Origin of the sequence: Micromonospora sp. DT81.3, assembly GCF_049847225.1 — a bacterium.
Classification (GTDB): domain Bacteria; phylum Actinomycetota; class Actinomycetes; order Actinomycetales; family Microbacteriaceae; genus Microbacterium.
Genome location: NZ_JBNCNY010000005.1, coordinates 271,144 through 288,531, shown reverse-complemented (window position 1 = coordinate 288,531; position 17,388 = coordinate 271,144). Strand labels below are relative to the sequence as shown.

Annotated in this window: 14 protein-coding genes; 9 read left to right on the top strand and 5 right to left on the bottom strand. The window is 70.0% G+C overall.

The features are described from left to right. Positions 1-104: 104 nt before the first annotated feature. Both ACPW96_RS13605 and ACPW96_RS13600 read left to right on the top strand, forming a co-directional pair. Positions 105-668 carry a dihydrofolate reductase family protein gene (locus tag ACPW96_RS13605; protein WP_425883724.1) on the top strand — a complete coding sequence of 188 codons (564 nt, stop codon included), beginning with the start codon at positions 105-107 and terminating at the stop codon, positions 666-668. A gap of 34 nt (positions 669-702) precedes the next feature. After that, entirely contained in the window at positions 703-1,596 is an 894-nt protein-coding gene (locus ACPW96_RS13600; protein WP_425883838.1) for an aminoglycoside phosphotransferase family protein, read from the top strand. A gap of 37 nt (positions 1,597-1,633) precedes the next feature. Here the strand turns inward: ACPW96_RS13600 and ACPW96_RS13595 are convergent, their stop codons facing one another. After that, on the bottom strand, positions 1,634-4,795 hold the full coding sequence (locus ACPW96_RS13595) for a M14 family zinc carboxypeptidase (RefSeq protein WP_425883722.1): 3,162 nt from the start codon (positions 4,793-4,795) through the stop codon (positions 1,634-1,636). 214 nt (positions 4,796-5,009) lie between these two features. After that, positions 5,010-6,026: a helix-turn-helix domain-containing protein gene (locus ACPW96_RS13590; protein ID WP_425883720.1), complete on the bottom strand. Its 1,017-nt coding sequence runs from the start codon at positions 6,024-6,026 to the stop codon at positions 5,010-5,012. A 62-nt stretch (positions 6,027-6,088) separates the two neighbouring features. On the opposite strand from ACPW96_RS13590, the gene ACPW96_RS13585 reads away from it, so the two are divergent. The 3 genes from ACPW96_RS13585 (at position 6,089) to ACPW96_RS13575 (ending at position 11,014) form a co-directional block, all read left to right on the top strand. Next, complete coding sequence (locus ACPW96_RS13585; RefSeq protein WP_425883718.1) at positions 6,089-9,868, top strand: S8 family serine peptidase; 3,780 nt, start codon at positions 6,089-6,091, stop codon at positions 9,866-9,868. Between the two features lie 145 nt (positions 9,869-10,013). Beyond that, positions 10,014-10,718, top strand: a complete 705-nt coding sequence (locus tag ACPW96_RS13580) for a hypothetical protein (RefSeq protein ID WP_425883716.1) — start codon at positions 10,014-10,016, stop codon at positions 10,716-10,718. Then, positions 10,715-11,014: a hypothetical protein gene (locus ACPW96_RS13575; RefSeq protein ID WP_425883714.1), complete on the top strand. Its 300-nt coding sequence runs from the start codon at positions 10,715-10,717 to the stop codon at positions 11,012-11,014. The genes ACPW96_RS13580 and ACPW96_RS13575 overlap by 4 nt, the downstream gene beginning before the upstream one ends. Before the next feature lie 54 nt (positions 11,015-11,068). On the opposite strand, the gene purB is transcribed toward ACPW96_RS13575, so the two are convergent. Both purB and ACPW96_RS13565 read right to left on the bottom strand, forming a co-directional pair. Then, positions 11,069-12,448: an adenylosuccinate lyase gene (purB, locus tag ACPW96_RS13570; RefSeq protein WP_425883712.1), complete on the bottom strand. Its 1,380-nt coding sequence runs from the start codon at positions 12,446-12,448 to the stop codon at positions 11,069-11,071. Beyond that, the gene (locus tag ACPW96_RS13565; protein WP_425823597.1) at positions 12,445-12,975 is read right to left on the bottom strand and encodes a low molecular weight protein-tyrosine-phosphatase; all 531 of its coding nucleotides are present in this window, start codon (positions 12,973-12,975) and stop codon (positions 12,445-12,447) included. The genes purB and ACPW96_RS13565 overlap by 4 nt, the downstream gene beginning before the upstream one ends. Positions 12,976-13,095: 120 nt before the next feature. On the opposite strand from ACPW96_RS13565, the gene ACPW96_RS13560 reads away from it, so the two are divergent. Both ACPW96_RS13560 and ACPW96_RS13555 read left to right on the top strand, forming a co-directional pair. Further along, positions 13,096-13,371, top strand: a complete 276-nt coding sequence (locus ACPW96_RS13560) for a hypothetical protein (RefSeq protein ID WP_425883710.1) — start codon at positions 13,096-13,098, stop codon at positions 13,369-13,371. Further along, complete coding sequence (locus ACPW96_RS13555; RefSeq protein WP_425883708.1) at positions 13,368-14,675, top strand: alpha/beta hydrolase; 1,308 nt, start codon at positions 13,368-13,370, stop codon at positions 14,673-14,675. The genes ACPW96_RS13560 and ACPW96_RS13555 overlap by 4 nt, the downstream gene beginning before the upstream one ends. 4 nt (positions 14,676-14,679) lie before the next feature. Here ACPW96_RS13555 and ACPW96_RS13550 read toward each other — a convergent pair whose 3' ends face one another. Beyond that, the gene (locus tag ACPW96_RS13550; protein ID WP_425823591.1) at positions 14,680-15,075 is read right to left on the bottom strand and encodes a phage holin family protein; all 396 of its coding nucleotides are present in this window, start codon (positions 15,073-15,075) and stop codon (positions 14,680-14,682) included. A gap of 59 nt (positions 15,076-15,134) precedes the next feature. Between ACPW96_RS13550 and ACPW96_RS13545 the strand changes: the two genes are divergently transcribed. Beyond that, the gene (locus tag ACPW96_RS13545) at positions 15,135-16,247 is read left to right on the top strand and encodes a histidinol-phosphate transaminase (protein ID WP_425883707.1); all 1,113 of its coding nucleotides are present in this window, start codon (positions 15,135-15,137) and stop codon (positions 16,245-16,247) included. Positions 16,248-16,251: 4 nt separating this feature from the next. Continuing rightward, positions 16,252-17,382, top strand: a complete 1,131-nt coding sequence (locus ACPW96_RS13540) for a thiamine pyrophosphate-dependent dehydrogenase E1 component subunit alpha (RefSeq protein WP_425883706.1) — start codon at positions 16,252-16,254, stop codon at positions 17,380-17,382. Positions 17,383-17,388: the final 6 nt, after the last annotated feature.

Below are 17,388 nucleotides of genomic sequence, written 5' to 3'. Positions count from 1 at the left end.
CAGACCGGGCGCTTGCCGGCAGATCGAGACATCGGATGCCGCTCCTCTGGCGCGATGTCGGCTCGCCCGCGTAGCGTCGGCCGCACGGCGAGAAGGGCGGACCGATGAGAGACACGGAACCACAGGTTGCGGCGGGCAAGGTTCTCTGGCACTTCACGATGTCGCTCGACGGCTTCGTCGCCGGTCCCGATCACGCCATGGAGTGGATGACGGGTTTCACCGCTCGTCCCGGACTGATCGAAGAGTACGTCGAGACCACGGGAGCGATCCTCGGCGGGCGGGACGGCTTCGACGCCTTCCCCGACGCGGACACCGCGTACGGGGGTGCGTGGAAGGGGCAGGAGTTCGTCCTGACCCATCACCCGGACGACGCTCCGCCGACCGAGCGCATCACCTTCCTGCACTGCGACGTCACGGAGGCGCTTCGCATCGCCCTGGATGCCGCCGGCGGCAAGAACGTCGAGATCTTCTCCCCGACCATCGGCCGGCAGCTGCTGCTGCTCGGTCTCATCGACGAGATCGACCTGCACATCGCTCCGGTGCTGCTCGGCGACGGCATCCGCCTGTTCGACAACCCGGGTGGCGCGCCCATCCGGCTCGAGCTGGTTTCGGGGGATGATCCGCACGCCGTGGTGAACGTGCGCTACCGGCCCGTTGCGGCGGAGTAGCTCCGTCGACGGCGGAGTGGTTTCTCGCGTGAGGATGCACGAGGATCAGCTGCATGTCGATGTCGACATCGCACGCCTGCTGATCTACGAGCAGTTTCCGCAGTGGGGGAACGAGCCGATCGCGGAGCTGCCGACCGCCGGCACGGTCAACGCGATCTTCCGGATCGGCGAGCACCTGACCGCTCGCTTTCCGCTTCGACCAGAGCCGCCGGGCTTCGCCCTGGAGCTTCTCCGGACCGAGGCTGCAGCATTGACGGAGCTGGCGGCCTGCAGTCCCTTCCCCGCCCCGAGGCCCGTGGCGATCGGACTCGGCGGCCATGGATACCCGTCACCGTGGTCGGTGCAGACGTGGCTCGATGGGAACCAGGCGACCCCCGACGGCCTCGCCCACTCCGCGGCGTTCGCCGGGGACATCGCCCTTCTCATCCAGGCGTTCCGAGCGACGGACACCGGAGGACGAACGTTCTCGGGCCGCGGACGTGGTGGAGACCTGCAGGCCGAAGACGAGTGGATGGCCCTCTGCCTCCGTGAGAGCGAGGGCCTGCTCGACGTGCATCGCCTGCGCATGTTGTGGACGAGGTTCCGCGTCCTGCCGGGTGGCGGACCCGACGTTCTGTCGCACGGCGACCTGATCCCCGGCAACCTGCTCGTCCGCGGGGACCGTCTCGCCGGCGTGCTCGACGGGGGTGGATTCGGCGCGGCCGATCCGGCCCTCGACCTCGTCGCGGCCTGGCACCTTTTCGAACCGCATGCGCGTGTGGTGCTGCGCGAGACGGTGGGCTCGGATGAAATCGAGTGGGCGCGCGGGGCGGCATGGGCGTTCGCTCAGGCGATGGGACTCGCGTGGTACTACCGCGACACCAACCCGGTGATGAGCCGGCTCGGTCTCAGCACGCTCGCGCGCATTCTCGACGCCCCGGACCTGTGAGGGTCCGGGGCGTCGAGACGACACGAGTCGCGGGAGGCTAGCTCGCGAAGTGCGCGAGGATCCTCGCCGCCACCGTCGCTCGGTCGGCATCGGAGGCGAGCTGCTCGAGGCCGAACCCGAAGAGCAGCGTGTCGGGCGTCACGGTCACGGCGGTGATGCCGCCGAGTCCGCGGGTGCGCTCGAAGTCGCTCGTGTTGCCGGGGCTGGACTCCGGAGCACCAGGCACGGTCCACTCACCGAGCCCGTCCTCGAAGCCCTCGGCGAAGAGCACCTCGTCGGTGGCGAGCAGTCGCAGCTGCGTGTCATCGACGATGAGCCCGGCCCCGCCGGTGAACGGGTCCGTCACATAGCTGATCGCCAGCTCGACCTGCGAACCTGCGTACTCCGACAGATCGAACTGGACTTCGGTCCACCCGTCCGACGAGCCCGTGAACGAGTTCCAGTCGCCGGTCGTCCCGGTCGGCTCGCACTCCCCATCCTCGGGCGCGGCGGTCAGATAGTGGAGCAGCCACGGGTGCTCTTCGAGCAGGAAGCCCGCTTCGCATTCCGCCGGCAGGTTGGTGGTCGTGCCGCCGAGCAGGTCGGGCAGCGTGGTCCAATCATCCGTCCCGGCGACGCGCGCCTCGACCAGCACGTGGTCGTACTCGCCCTCGGTCTCGTACGAGAACTGCGCCGCGATCGCGGGAAGCGCCGACGCGTCGATGCCCGCGAGGTCGTACGTGCGGCTCAGTCGCTGGTAGCCGTCGTCGATGTGCGTCGCGGCCGCGGCCCACTCGCCCTCGATGGGGATGAACGGACCAGCGGGATCCAGGTACTCCGCCGCGCCCCAGCTCTGGAACTGCGGGAAGTCCTCCACCGGCAGCACATCGCTGGTCGGGACGAGAGCACCCGCCTCGTTGACGGGGTTGTCGACCGTTGCCGGCCCGCCGAAGACGGCCTCCACTCCTTCCAGCGGCGTGGCCGTCCCGACGACTCCGCCGGCCTCGACGGGGTTCCGGGAGTAGGCCCCGAGCCAGTACTGGGTGAAGTCGTCGGCAAGCAGCAGGCAGTCCGCGGTGGGATCCTGCGTCACCACGCAGTCCGCGTCAGGTGCGCCGTTCAGTCCGTAGTAGATCCCCCCGAGGCCTCCGAGCCTGCCGTAGTACGCCGCGGTCTCACCGGCCAGCGCGAGCTGGCCGCCCTCATTGAGGTAGTCCCGCACCGAGATCGTCAGATACTGCTGCCGCTCCGCGACCGAAAAATCGGTCTGCTGGGTTCCGAAGTATTCCGTGATCACGTCCTCCGGGTCCTGCGTGAGCCGGTTGTCGCCCAGGTACCACAGCACGGCGTCGTAGTGACCCAGCACGCCCAGGTCATGCGGCACGCCCTGCGCGTCGACGTCCCAGACATCCGGTGTCACGCCGTTCGCCACGAGAGCCGCGACGTGCGCGCCGAGATACTTAGGCGCGCCTGCGAGCGGCGGCTCCAGGGCGTTCTGGCCGCCGGTGTAGTCCTCGTTGGCCACGATCAGCACCGAGTTGCCGGTGTCCTGCGCCACCTGGTACGTGAAGTGCTCGCTCTGCGCGGGCCTGATGCTCTTCTTGTTCAGGATGTCGCGTGCCGACGGCAGCGCCGAGAACCAGACCTCGACGCTGTCCCCCGCCTTCGTCCCGCGCACGACGCCCCGGTACTCCGCGTAGTAGTCGGTGTTCTCGTCGCCGTAGCGCTCGCCGCCCTTCCACTCCTTCACGAGCGACAGCTTGAGGGGGCCGCCATTGACGCGGTACCACATGTGCTTGGCGAGCAGATCCCGCTTCGCCCAGACCGCGACGGTCTGCGGGTCGCCGTACGACACCGAGAAGGTGTCGACGCGGAAGTCCTCGGCGTCGCGCCCGACGACCGAAACGGGGTCGTTGGGATCCTTCGCGGACTCCGCGACCGCCAGCGCGAACGGGATGTTCTTCTCGAACTCCGCCTGGATGAGGCCCTCGTCATCGGGGAAGTTGAAACCGCTGTCGCAGTCCGCCGCCTCCCATTGATCGTCGGGATCCACGTCGGACGCCGATTCGCAGGTCGCCATCTCGGGCGTGAAGCCGAGCGTGCCGTACGCCTCCTGCATGTGGGTGTCCGTGTCGCCGTTGGTCGTGTAGAGCTCCGCCGAGATGTCGGGGTCATAGCCCGGCACAGCGGGGTTCGCGTCGTCGCCGACCATGGCCTCGTAGATGACGTCATCGGGCGACGGCGTGGCCACCTGCCAGCCGATGCCGTGCAGCAGCAGCTCCGCGGCGGAGTGGTAGTTGATGAGGAACTGGGGGGTGATGTCGGCGAACAGCGCGTCGAGCGCCTGGGTCTCCGGTTCGGAACCAGGGGCGGGACCGCGGTAGGTGTCGCTCGTCGGGTTCGGCGACGAGCCCTCGTTGTCGTAGCCCCATCGGGTGGGGTAGTTGCGGTTCAGGTCGACCCCGTCGGCGGTCGTGATCACGCCGTCGCCGTCGTTGTCGCGCAGGTTCTTGCGCCAGAGCCGCTGGCCCTCTTGGAAGCTGTAGTCGTAGCCGTCCGGATTGGCCACCGGGATGAACCATAACTCGGTGGTCGCGAGGATGTCGGTGATCCGCTCATCCGTGCCGTACGAGGTGACGAACAGATCGAGTAGGCGCCGCACCATCTCGGGCGTGATCCACTCCCGGGCGTGTTGCGCGCCGACGTACACGGTCGTGGGGCGCTTGCCGTCCTTGGTCTTCTCCACGGTCTTGGTCAGGCGCACCGCACCGATGTCCTTGCCCTGGTGCGTTTGCCCGATCACGCGGAACTCCGCGATGTCGGGGTGCGCCGCCGCCTGGGCCATCAGCTCCTCGAGCAGGCCGCCGTCCCCGCTGTAGGGGCGGAAGACGCCCCCGGTCGTCTGCATGGTCCGCAGCTGCGCCGACTGCTTCCGTGCGAGCGTCGCGCCGGCCTCTCCAAGCTGCGCCACCTGCGTGCCGCTCAGGATGACCTGCACCTCGACTTGTGCCGAGCCGTCTGTGCTGGGCGTGACGACCATCTCGTGCCGGTCGACGCCCAGGTCCACGATCGCGGCGAGCCCCTGCGAGTCGACGGTTCCCGTGTACACCTCGAGGCGGTCATCCCCGCCCGGTGGGGGACCACTCGCCACACTGGGTGTTGCGACGAGCCCCGTGAGGACGAGGGCGGTGGCGGCGGCGATGGCGATCTTTCGGAACATGCGAACTCCCTTGTGCGCAATTGCGTCCATGCCGAGGGAACCCCTCCCAGCACATCGAGCGCGGCGGGCGGGTGCACCGAGACCCGAGTACGGCAATAATGGCCCGCCCCGCCCGGGTCGTCAACCACTCAGCCCGTCGACTGCGGTGGGCCCGCAACTCCGGTGGCTGCAACCGAGCTCGCCAATGAGCCCGGTCGGCGGAATCGAGACGACCTCAGACCCACGAGCGACGGACGGCTTCCGCCCCCAACTGCACACGCGTGGTCACACCGGCCGTCTCCATCAGCTCGGCGACTCGGCGCTGCACGGTGCGCACCGAGATGCCGAGCGCCGTGCCCACCGCGGCATCCGTCAGACCGAGAAGGAGCATCTGCAGCATCTCGCGGTCGACCGGAGCATCGGATGCGAGTTCGCCGCCCTCGACCAGCCGGGTCGCCCCGCGCCACAGCCCTTCGAAGGTCGCGTTCACCAGGTCGAGCAGCCCGCTCGGGTGCACGAGAAGCGCCCCCGAGACCTTCTTCTCGCCGTGCGAGTACATCGGCAGCAGCGCCAGCGTTCCGTCGGCGATGAAGAGCCGCGTCGGCAGACGCGGAAGCACGCGGATCTCCTCGCCGAGAGGCATGACCGCCCTCGCCTGGTCGAGGAATCCGGGCCGCTCGAGCACGGCGCCCTCGACGATGACGCGGTAGCGCACGCCGCGGGCGAGGGCGAGGTCCTCCTCGTCGTTCTCGCTGCCGTCGACCAGCGCGACCTCGCGCAGCACGAAGGCATCGACCCGCTGCTCCGCGGATGCCTGCAGCTGGCCCAGCCGCTGGCGCACCGCGTCGGGCCCGAGCACGACGTCGACGACCTCCGGCACGTCCCGCTGCACCGCGCCACGTCGGTAGAGCTCGCTCAGCTGCACCAGCACCTCGTGCGCCTCGGTCAGACTCCGTTCGCGCTCGAGCAGCATGGGCCGCAGGGCGAGGGCCGGGGGCGAGGCGACCACGCGATCCGGCGCGGACGCCTGCCGCGCGAGCAGGCCCCGTCGCTCCAGCTCATCGACGATGGCGGCGATGCGCGCAGCCGGAAGCGGCACCGCGCGGGCGATCTCCGGAACGTCGGCGGACGGCGTGGCGAGCAGCACGCGGTAGACCGCTGTGTGCTCGTCATCGAGTCCGATCGCCTCGAGCACGGGCATTCCCATCCGGCGTGCCATGGCGAGTCGCGGCCATTGGCACTTCTTCGCCACCACGATATCGAACCGATGTGAAACCGTGCTGGGTAAGCCCACGTCTTCCGAGAGGTTCCCCCGTGCCCGAAATCCCCCGCACCCCGCTGCTCAGCGGGACCCACATCAGCAGTACCAGCGTGCAGCGCCGTACGCGTACGATCGTCGCCGCCATCGGCGGTCTGGCGATCGGGGTGGCAGGCGTCGGTCCCGCCACGGCCCCGGCGTCGGCGTATCCCGCCACCGCCACCGGCGCTCCCCCCACCGCATCGGCGGCCGTCCCCGCGCCCGTGCACGGGGGAGCACGCACCGTCACCCTGATCACCGGCGACAAGGTCGAGGTCACCGAGCTGGCAGACGGCAGCAGGGCCGTCGAGATCGACACCGCCGTCGAGGGCTCGGTGGTGGAGACGGCGACTATGGGCGGCGAACTGCACGTGCTGCCCCGCGCCGCCATGCCCTACCTCGCCGCCGGCCTGCTCGATGACGACCTCTTCAACGTGTCGCGGCTTCTCGAGTACGGCTACGACGACGCCTCCGTGGATGCAACCCCCCTGATCGTCGAATACACCGACGGTCCCGCTCCCTTCGGCGCCCCGCTCCCGGGCGTCGAGGTCGGCATCCCGCTCGAGAGCGTCGGCGGCGCCGCGGCGACGGCCGACCACGCTTCCGCGGCCACCACCTGGAGCGCCCTGACGAAGACGTCGGGTGCCGCGCCGTTCGGTTCCGCGGTCGCCCTCGGCGGTGGTCTCCAGGCGATCCATCTCGACGGCAAGGTGCAGTCCACCCTCGACTCGAGCGTGCCCTGGATCGGCGCATCAGAGGCCTGGGAGCGCGGACTCGCGGGCGAGGGAGTCACCGTCGCGGTTCTCGACACCGGCTACGACGACACGCACCCTGACCTCGCCGGCCGCGTGCTTCCCGGATCGAAGAGCTTCGTCCCCGGCGAGGCGGTCTCCGACGACGTCAACGGGCACGGAACGCACGTCGCCTCGACCATCGCAGGAACGGGTGCGGCGAGTGGCGGGACCCACCGCGGGGTCGCTGACGGCGCCGACCTGCTGATCGGCAAGGCCCTCGACTCGAACGGCTCCGGCCAGGACTCGTGGATCATCGACGCCATGGAGTGGGCGGGTCAGAACGCCGACATCGTGTCGATGAGCCTCGGGTCCTCGCAGGCCGACGACGGCGATTCACCGATGTCCCAGGCGCTGAACGCGATCTCCGAGCAGACCGGGGCTCTCTTCGTCGTCGCGGCGGGCAACAATTACGCCCCCGAGACGATCGGATCACCCGGCTCCGCTGCGCGAGCACTGACGGTGGGCTCGGTCTACGACCCGACCGGCGCGCTGTCGGAGTTCTCGAGCCAGGGTCCGCTCGCCTTCTCCGGGGCGCTCAAGCCCGAGATCGCCGGACCGGGCAGCGACATCACCGCGGCCCGGTCCGCCGACAGCCCCGGCGAGGGCAGCTACGTCGGGATGAGCGGCACCTCGATGGCCACTCCGCACGTGGCGGGCGCCGCCGCGATCCTCAAGCAGCGGCATCCAGAGCTCACGGGCGAGCAGTTGCGCGCGGCCCTCATGAGCTCGGCCGCCGACACGGGCCTCACCTCGTACCAGGCGGGCACGGGTGTCGTCGACGTGGAGAACGCCATCGACGCACGGGTGGTGGCATCCGGTTCGGGCGATTTCGGCATGCTCTCGTGGGGCGAGGCGGCCGACCCGGTCATCCGTCCCGTCGAGTACACGAACCTCGGCCCTGACGACGTCGTGCTCCAGCTGAGCGCCACACTGCACGGCGCCGCCGACGGCGTCCTCTCCGTCGACGTCGACGAGGTCGCCATCCCGGCGGGCGAGACCCGCACGGTGACGATGACGGCCGACCCCGCCGCGGTCCCCGCGGGTTCCCAGTTCTCCGGCGCGCTGGTCGCTTCGGTCGACGGGACTCCCGTGGCCCGCACCGCACTCGGGATCATCGCCGAGGCGGAGCGGTACGACGTCACCGTCAAGGCGACCGGCTTCAACGGTCAGCCGATCTCGGCGTTCGGCATGATGTACCACCCCGAAAGCGAGTACTTCGAGCCGTTCATGGTCGACGGAGAGCTCACCATGCGGCTTCCCGCCGGGCGCTACTCCTTCATGTCCTACCTCGAGACCGACCTCGAAGCGGACAGCAAGGTGACGGCGCTCGTCGGCGACCCCGACCTGGTGCTCGAGGGCGACACCGAGGTGGCATTCGACGCGCGTGCGGCCAAGCCCGTGACGGTGGACGTGGGTGAGGATGGCCTGGAAGCGGCCTTCACGAAGATGTCGTACCGCGCCGACGGGTTCACCGGCAGCATCTTCGGGGCGCCGTGGAGCGACGCCCTCTACGCGCAGCCGCTCGAGGCGCCGAATGCCGACGAGTTCGGTTTCACGACCCGCTGGCGGCTGCAGCAGCCCATGCTCGCCCTCACTGCCGGCAAGGAGCGGCTCGACCTGCTGGTGCAGGCCGGATCGACCTTCCTCGACGGCGAGATCAGGACGAGCGCGGTGGATGCCGGGACCGGCAGCGCCGAGGACTTCGCGGCGCTCGGCACGACCGTGAAGGGCAAGGTCGCCGTCGTGACGCGTTCGAGCGAGGTCTCGCCGAACCAGCAGGCGGTGAACGCCCTCGCGGCCGGCGTGCAGGGCGCACGGCTCCTCGGCTCGATCGCGGCGCAGAAGGTCACGATCAAGGGCGTCGGCGAACCCACCGCTCGCGAGGTCTTCGACATCGCGAACAACACCGAGGGGTCCATTCCTGCGGACCTGCACTTCGCGCCGACGGACCTGGCGCGCATCGATACGACCTACCGGGGCGATGCGGGCGCCCTCGTCGGCGAGTTCCGCTACGACTACGCTCCCGGCGTGCAGTTCGGCGAGGGTCTGGCGATGCGCACGGAGCGCGGCCTGACGCGCACGGAGTGGGTGAACACCGGGGAGGTCGAGTGGTACCAGTACGCCATGGCGATGGCTCCGGGCTGGGAGGTCCGCGACGTACGCCGCGCCTACGAGCCGGGTTCGGTCTCCGAGGAGAGCTGGTTCGGTGCGATCGTGCGCCCCTACGCGGGTCCCGGGTACTGGGCCTCCGCTCGTCACGGCGGCTTCGCACAGCTGAACATCCCGTCGTGGAGCGATGGCGGGAGCCCCACGCACACCGGGGCGTACGACCTTTTCGGTGGGCAGACGAATCGCTCGCAGCTCACCGAAGTATGGGTCGACGGACAGCTGAAGGCGTCGTCGGTCTGGCAGGCGCCGGGGGTTTCGGACCTGCCGGAGGGTGAGAGCGCCTGGCGCGTGCGCAACACCGCAACGCACGACGGGGCCAGCCTCGACTCCTCCCCGAGCACGCTGACCGAGTGGACGTTCTCCTCCACCGGGTCCGTGGACGATCAGCATTCGCAGCTTCTGCCCCTGCTGCAGGCGTACTACGACGTTGAGCTCGACGACGCCGGCACCGTAGGAGCCGGGCGAAAGAAGGGCAGCGGCATCCCCCTCCGTCTGGAGGTCGGACACATCGCGGGCACCGTCGGCAGCGCAGAGGTCACGGAGGTCACCCTCGAGGCTCGCGTCGCGGGCGGCGCCTGGAAGCCGATCACTCTGGCGGCCGGCAGCACCGACGCCCCCTCCGGGCCCGTCGACCCCGGAGAGGATGACTTCGTGGAGTCACGCGCGTTCGTATCCGCCTTCGAGACGTCGCTGAAGGTGCCGGACGGCGGCGCCTGGATCGACCTGCGGCTGAGCGCCGAGGATGCCGCGGGCAGCACGTTCTTCCAGGAGATCGAGCGAGCCTTCCAGGCCGCTCCCGCGAAGAAGGGCGGCAAGCCGGGCGGTGGGCACTGACAGCGGCGCACCGGTTCGCGGGGTGACCGTGGCCGGCCGATCACGACGATCGGCCGGCCCCGCCCATCCTCGCGGCACCACCGGAGGGTGTCCCTCCACCCGCGGCTAGACTGGGGGAATCCCCTGTTCCGATCCAGGATCCGCCATGCCCACCGCCCCCGAAGCACCCGCGCGCTTCGCCGCACACCACGTGCAGCTGCTCCGCGCCGTATTCGCGGCCCTTGCGGCGGTCATGATCACGTTCTCGCCCGACCACTCCGCGGCCGTCGGCCTCTCGGTGTTCAGCGGCTTCGCCATCGCGACGGGCCTCGTCTGGCTCATCTCCGCATGGCTCATCGCTCCCGCCGGAACGCGCTGGATGCCGATCACCATGGGGGTGCTGACCATCGTCGCGGGAATGATCGGCGGGATCGTTCCCCTGCGATCGCCCGAGCTCTTCTTCGCCGTCGTGATCGCCTGGGCGCTCACCACCGGCTCCGTCGAGACGGTCGCGGGATGGCGGGCGCCTCGCGCGCTCCGCAACGACGGCGTAAGACCGGCGGATGCCGACCCAACGGTCGCGGGTCGCGCCGCCGCGCGCGACGCACTCACGGTCGGCATTCTCACCGTCGTGCTCGGGATCGCGCTTCTCGTCGTCCCCGGCCAGTACGTGCTGGACTACTACATTCCCGACGCCGACCAGACCTTCACGCTCACCGGCATCGCCATCGCGGTCGGCGTCTTCGGCGCCTACGCGGCTATCGTCGCCGTCTATCTCGCGATCGCGGGCTTGTCGCCCCGGCGGGATGCGCCGGTCATGGACCAAGCGCCCGCGGCGACATCTGCTCCTCGCCCCGAGGAGGGTGCATGAACGACAAGCCGAACCGGCGCGACCTGCTCCGGCCGCTGCACCTGCTCGCGATCGCCTTCGGGTGCGCGGCGTTCGCCGGCATCGTCACGGCCGTGACCACCGGCGCGGTCCAGGGCAAGGACGTGGGACCCCTCGCACTCATCGTCGCGGGCATCACGTTCATCGTCGTGCTGCTGGGCCTCGCGATGCTGATGCTCGCCGTAGACCCGGCTCAGGTGCAGAGGCCGGTGGATCGACCGGTGCTGATGCCCGAAGAAGACAAGCCGGACGACGGCAAGCCCGACCAGAAGGTCTGACGCCGGGGTCATCGCCGCGCCACCGCGGCGCCGGCCCCTCGCAGGCTTTGCGGCTCAGTCGCGCATTGCGAGCGTCGACGCCAATCCGGTGTACGTCGCGGGCTTCAGCGCGAGCAGGCGCTGCTTCGCCGCGTCCCCGATCTCGAGGCCCCCGATGAACTCCGCGAGCTCGGCCGCCCCGACGCGCCGGCCCCGGGTCAGCTCCTTGAGCAGCGCGTAGGGGTCGCTGATGCTCGAGCGCCCCGCGACGACCTCGGCGCGCACGACTGTCTGGATCGCCTCACCGAGCACCTCCCAGTTGGCATCGAGGTCGGCCAGCAGCACGTCTTCGGCAAGCGAGATCTCGCCGAGCCCGCGGTGCAGGTTGTCGAGCGCGAGCAGCGAATGACCGAATGCGACGCCGATGTTGCGCTGGGTCGTCGAGTCCGTGAGATCGCGCTGAAGGCGGCTGGTCACGAGGGTCGCGCTGAGCGAGGCGAACAGCGCGCCGGAGAGCTCCAGATTGGCCTCGGCGTTCTCGAATCGGATCGGATTGATCTTGTGCGGCATGGTCGATGATCCTGTGGCGCCCGCGACGGGGATCTGCGCGAAGTAGCCGAGCGAGATGTAGGTCCAGACATCCGTCGCGAGGTTGTGCAGGATGCCGCCGGCGTGGCGCACACGATCGTAGAGCTCGACCTGCCAGTCGTGCGACTCGATCTGGGTGGTGAGGGGGTTGAAGGCGAGGCCGAGCGACTCGACGAACTCCCGCGAGAGCTGGGGCCAATCGGCATCCGGCGCCGCCACGACGTGAGCAGACCACGTTCCGGTTGCACCGGAGAACTTGCCGAGGTACTCGGATGCCGCCAGCTGCGCCGCGACGCGCTCCAGGCGCCACGCGAACACCGCGATCTCCTTGCCCATGGTCGTCGGCGTCGCCGGCTGTCCGTGCGTGCGGGAGAGCATCGCGGCATCCGCGTGCTGCTCGGCGATCGCCCGCAGCGCTCCGGTGACGGCGACCAGCTTCGGCAGCCACACCCGCTCCACGGCGCGCTTGACCGTGAGCGCGTAGGCGAGGGAGTTGATGTCCTCACTGGTGCAGGCGAAGTGCGTCAGCTCGGCGACGGCGTCGAGCCCCAGGGTCGAGAGGCGGTCGCGCACGAGGTACTCGACCGCCTTCACGTCGTGGCGCGTCACGGCCTCGCGCTCGGCGAGCCAGTCGATCTCGGCCTGGCCGAAGTCGACGTAGGCCGCGCGCAGGCGAGCCTTGTCGGCCTCGGCGAGGGGTGCGGTGCCGAACAGCGAGCGATCGGTCAGGGCGATCAGCCACTCCACCTCGACCTCGACGCGCGCGCGATTGAGCCCCGCCTCGGAGAGGTAGTCGGCGAGCGGCGCCACCGCGGCGCGATAGCGCCCGTCGAGGGGGCTGAGCGGCTGAGGGGGCAGAGAAGTCACGGGGGTCCTCCGGGTCGGGCGGCGGACGGCCGGATCGCGGGTTCGAGCTGCCGGAAGAGGCCCCGGCTGGCGCTCTCGATCATACCGAGCACCATGTCGAACATCGCGGCGTCGGCGTAGTAGGGGTCCGGGACGTCGAGCGCCCCGTCGGCGGTGGCGTCGAAGTCCAGCAGGAGGGCGATCTTGTCGGCTTCCGCCTCGTCGCGCGCCCAGCTGCGCAGGATGCGGGAATGGCTCCGATCGAGGGCGATGACGAGGTCGTTGGCGGCGAAGGTGACGGAGTCGAACTGCTTCGCGCGGTGGCGCGTGCCGTCGTAGCCTCGGCGATCGAGGGCGGCGATCGTGCGGGCGTCGGCGCGTTCCCCGACGTGCCAGTCTCCTGTGCCCGCGCTGCTCGAGACGATGCGGTCGCCGAGGCCCGCGGAATCCGCGAACCGGCGGAAGACGACCTCGGCCATGGGCGAGCGGCAAATGTTTCCGGTGCACACGAAGACGACGCGGAACAGGGCGTCGTCGGGCACGGTCATCACTCCATTGTGCCGGGGCGGGACCTGATCGTCTCCTGCACAGTGTGACGCAGCCCTCCGACATCGCACAGGTGACGTCGGCGATCCCAGACGCGAGGCGGTGGCGAGCAGACTCGTCCGGTGTCTTCCCTGGTCCATCCCCTGCTGCTCGACGCCGAAGTCGGGGTCGCGCTCCTGCGCAATTCGCGCGACGAGCTGGAGTCGTGCGCACGGCTGGCTCGTACGCTGGCCGCCGACGTGAACTGGCAATCCGGTGCCGTCCGACACGTGTACGAGCGGATGGACGGCATCGAGCGGCGGCTCGAGCAGCTTGCGGCGGGGGCGGATGCCGCCATCGCCGACATTCACGCCGAGCGGCGGAGATACGTCGCCGGCCTCGCGCTGCTCGGCGCATGAGCGACGACATCGACATCCGCGCCGGTGGCGTCGTCGCGGTCGACACGGAGACGCTTCGTGCCGTCGCGGCGCGGCTGGACGGCCTCGCCGAGAACGTCGAGAGCACGGCGGAGGCCTTCCGGCGGGCGACCCGATGCGCGGTGGAGGCGGCCGGCATCGCGAACGACATCCATGTGCTCGGAGTCGGGGCCGACACTGCGGCCACCGAGTGCCGCGACCTGGCGACAGCGGTCCGCTCGTCGGCGGACGTCTACGAGGTCGTCGAGCTGACCGCGTTGCAGAGCGCCGCCGCCGCAGCGGGGGACGAGACGGCGGCGGCACGACACGAGGCCGCCATCGACGCGATCGGCTGGCGCAATCCGGATGCGGTCCGGCAGGGCAGGCTCGACATCTTCTGGAGGGGCCTCACCTGGGCGTCGGCGCTCACGCTGCAGGCAGCCGGCGTGACCACGGCAACAGGGCAACCAGGGTTCGCCGCGCTCGGGCTGCTGGCCGGTCCCCTCGTCGGCGGCCTGGCCGCGGCCCGCTCGGGCACCGTCCGCGCGGGTTCGCAGCTCGCGGGGCCGCCCCCCGCGGTCACGGTGCGCGCGCTGCCCCCCACGGCTTCGGCCGCCGGTCAGCCGCCCGCCGCGCCGAAGGGCCTGGCCGACGCGGCCGCTCGGATCCCGGGTGGCAGGCAGGCCCGCGTGCGGGTCGAGAAGTACACGATGCCGGGCGGCACCCGCCAGTTCGCCGTTTACGTCGCGGGCACCCGATCGCGGGCCCTCGGCGGCGCCGACCCCTTCGACAACCTGTCGAATGCCCAGGCCTACACCGGCGAGCGATCGGCGTCCTACCAGGCGGTGCAGCAGGCGCTGCGGGCCTCGGGCGCCACGGACGGCGATGTGGTGCACGCCTTCGGGCACTCGCAGGGCGCGATGATCGCCGGACTGACGGCGGTGGAGGGCGGCTTCGACGTCCAGACGCTGGTGTCGTTCGGGTCCCCCGTCGAGGCCGAGGTGCCGGCGTCCACCCTCAACGTGTCGTTCCGGCACGTCGATGATCCGGTTTCCGCGCTCGCCGGCGGCGGGTCAGGCGCCGGCACGGGGGCGGTCGGCAGCTTCACCGTGGAGCGCATGGGCGACCCGCTTCTCGGGATGCGGGATCTCGAAGCGCCGGCGCATGCCATGGACGGCTACATCGAGACGGCAGCGTTGGTGGACGCCTCGGCCGACCCCCGCGTGGATGGGGTGCGGGATGTGCTCAGGGAGCTCGGCGGAGCGGCATCCGTCGAGGTCGTGGAGTACGCGGCCGAGCGCTCGTAGGCACTCAGTCGTCGTCGCGCTGCGGACGGAGGATGATCCCGAAGATCCAGTTGATGATCGTGATGAGCAGCGCGGCGAGCACTCCCCACCAGAAGTCGCCGATCGTCAGTCCCCAACCCCAGAAGCTCGTGATCCACGCGGTCAGCCACAGCAGGAAGCCGTTGATCACCAGTGAGATGAGGCCGAGCGTGAGGATGTACAGCGGGATCGCGATGATCTTGACGATCGTCCCGATGAACGTGTTTATGATCGCGAAGACGGCGGCAACGATCAGCAGCGTGAGCACGTACTGGAGCGTCTCGCCCGGCGGGAAGGCCGTGACGGTGACCGTCAGCGCGGGGAGGAGGGTGCAGACCCAGATGGCGAACGCGTTGATGACGACCCGGATGAGGAAGCGCATGGGCGTCATCCTCCCACGACGCTGGAGTCGAAAAGGAAAGAGGCTCCTAGACTCGGACGGTGAGCACGCCCGAGCCCGTTCTTCCCCGCATCCGCCCGGAGATCGCCGCGCTGCCCGCCTACAAGCAGGGCCGGCAGGCGGAGGGGGACGCGTTCAAGCTCTCCAGCAACGAGAACCCGTTCGACCCGCTGCCGTCGGTGCTCGAGGCGCTCCGCACCTCCACCTCCATCAACCGCTATCCGGATGCCTCGGCGGGCCGGCTGCGCGCCCGCCTGGCCGCCCGCTACTCCGTCGAACCGGACGGCGTACATGTGGCCGCGGGCAGCGTGTCCATCCTGCAGCAGCTCGCGCTCGCCACATCGTCGCCCGGCGACGAGCTGATCTACGCGTGGCGCTCCTTCGAGGCGTACCCCAGCCTCGCGCTGGTCGCCGGTGCCACTCAGGTTCAGGTGCCGCTGACTCCGGACTCGCAGCACGACCTGCCGGCCATGGCGGCTGCGGTCACCGAACGCACGTCCTGCATCATCGTCTGCACCCCGAACAATCCGACCGGGCCGATCGTTCCGCAGGGCGAGTTCGAGCAGTTCCTCCGGGAGGTGCCGCCGACGGTGCTGGTGATCCTCGATGAGGCCTATGCCGAATTCGTCACGGACCCGCACGCGGTCGACGGCCTCGGCACCCGGCTCTTCGAGAAGCATCCGAACGTGGTCGTGCTGCGCACCTTCTCCAAGGCGTTCGGGCTCGCGGGCCTCCGCATCGGCTACGCCATCGGGCACCCGCGCGTGCTCGACGCGGCACGCAGCACCGGCATCCCCCTCTCGGTCACGGCGCAGGCGGAAGACGCTGCGATCGCGAGCCTCGACGCCGAGTCCGAGCTGCGGGAACGCGTCGCCGCCATCGCGGAGCGTCGCGATCGCCTCGCCGCGGGCCTCAGAGAGGCGGGTTGGCGGGTGCCGGAGGCACAGGGCAACTTCGTGTGGCTGCCGGCCGGTGACCAGACGCTCGAGATCGGCCAGGCCTTCGATCAGGCGGGGCTGATCGTTCGCCCCTTCGCCGGCGACGGGATCCGCATATCCGTCGGGGAGCATGAGTCTGTGGAGAGGGTCCTACGGATTGCGGCATCCGTTGTCCGCAACCTCCCGGAGGCTCATCCCGGGCGCGCGTTAGCGTAGGAAAATGACGTCCCCGGCCGACTCCGACCTCGTTCGCGTGCTCGCGGCCGACGGCACGCTCGCCCCGACCGCCGCCGCAGAGCCCTATCTCGACATCATCGAGGCCCTCCCCGAGAGTGCGCTCGAGCGCTTCTACCGCGACATGGTGAACGTCCGCGCCTTCGATCGGGAGGCGACAAACCTGCAGCGGCAGGGCCAGCTTGCCCTCTGGCCGCCGAGCTACGGGCAGGAGGCGGCTCAGGTGGGGTCCGGCCGGGCGGCCAAGCCCCAAGACCATCTCTTCCCGTCGTACCGGGAGCACGTCGTGTGCATGATCCGCGGCGTCGACCCGGTGGACATCATCCGGCTCATGCGCGGGCTGACCCACGGAGGCTGGGATCCCACCGAACCCAAGAACGGCAACACGCACATCTACACGCTCGTGCTCGGCTCGCAGACGCTGCACGCCACGGGGCTGGCGATGGGCTTCGCGTTCGACGGCAAGAGCGGCGCGGGCGATCCGGAGAAGGACGCCGCGGTCATCGTCTACTACGGCGACGGCGCATCCAGCCAGGGCGACGTGCATGAAGCGATGGTCTTCGCAGCCAGCTACCAGACGCCCCAGGTGTTCTTCCTGCAGAACAACCACTGGGCCATCTCCGTGCCCGTAGCGACGCAGTCGCGCACCCCGCTGTACGAGCGGTCGAAGGGCTACGGCATCCCGACCCTGCGCGTCGACGGCAACGACGTGCTCGCCAGCTACGCCGTCTCTCGCGTGGCCCTCGACGAGGCGCGCGCCGGCGGCGGTCCGCGGGCGATCGAGGCGCTGACGTACCGGATGGGCGCCCACACCACGAGCGATGACCCGACCAAGTACCGCACCGACGTCGAGGAGCGATCGTGGGCCGAGCGCGACCCGATCCTCCGGATGCGCGCGTATCTCGAGGCTCGTGGGGCGTCCGCCGCGTTCTTCGAAGAGTCGGAGGCCGAGGCCCGCTCCATCGCGGACGACGCCAGGGCCCGCACGATGAAGCTCGAGACGATCGACCGCTCGCTGATCTTCGATCACGTGTACAGCGAGCCGCACCCGCGCATCGATGAGCAGCGAGCGTGGCTCGACGGCTACGAGGCCTCGTTCGGGGGAGACGCCTCGTGACGACCT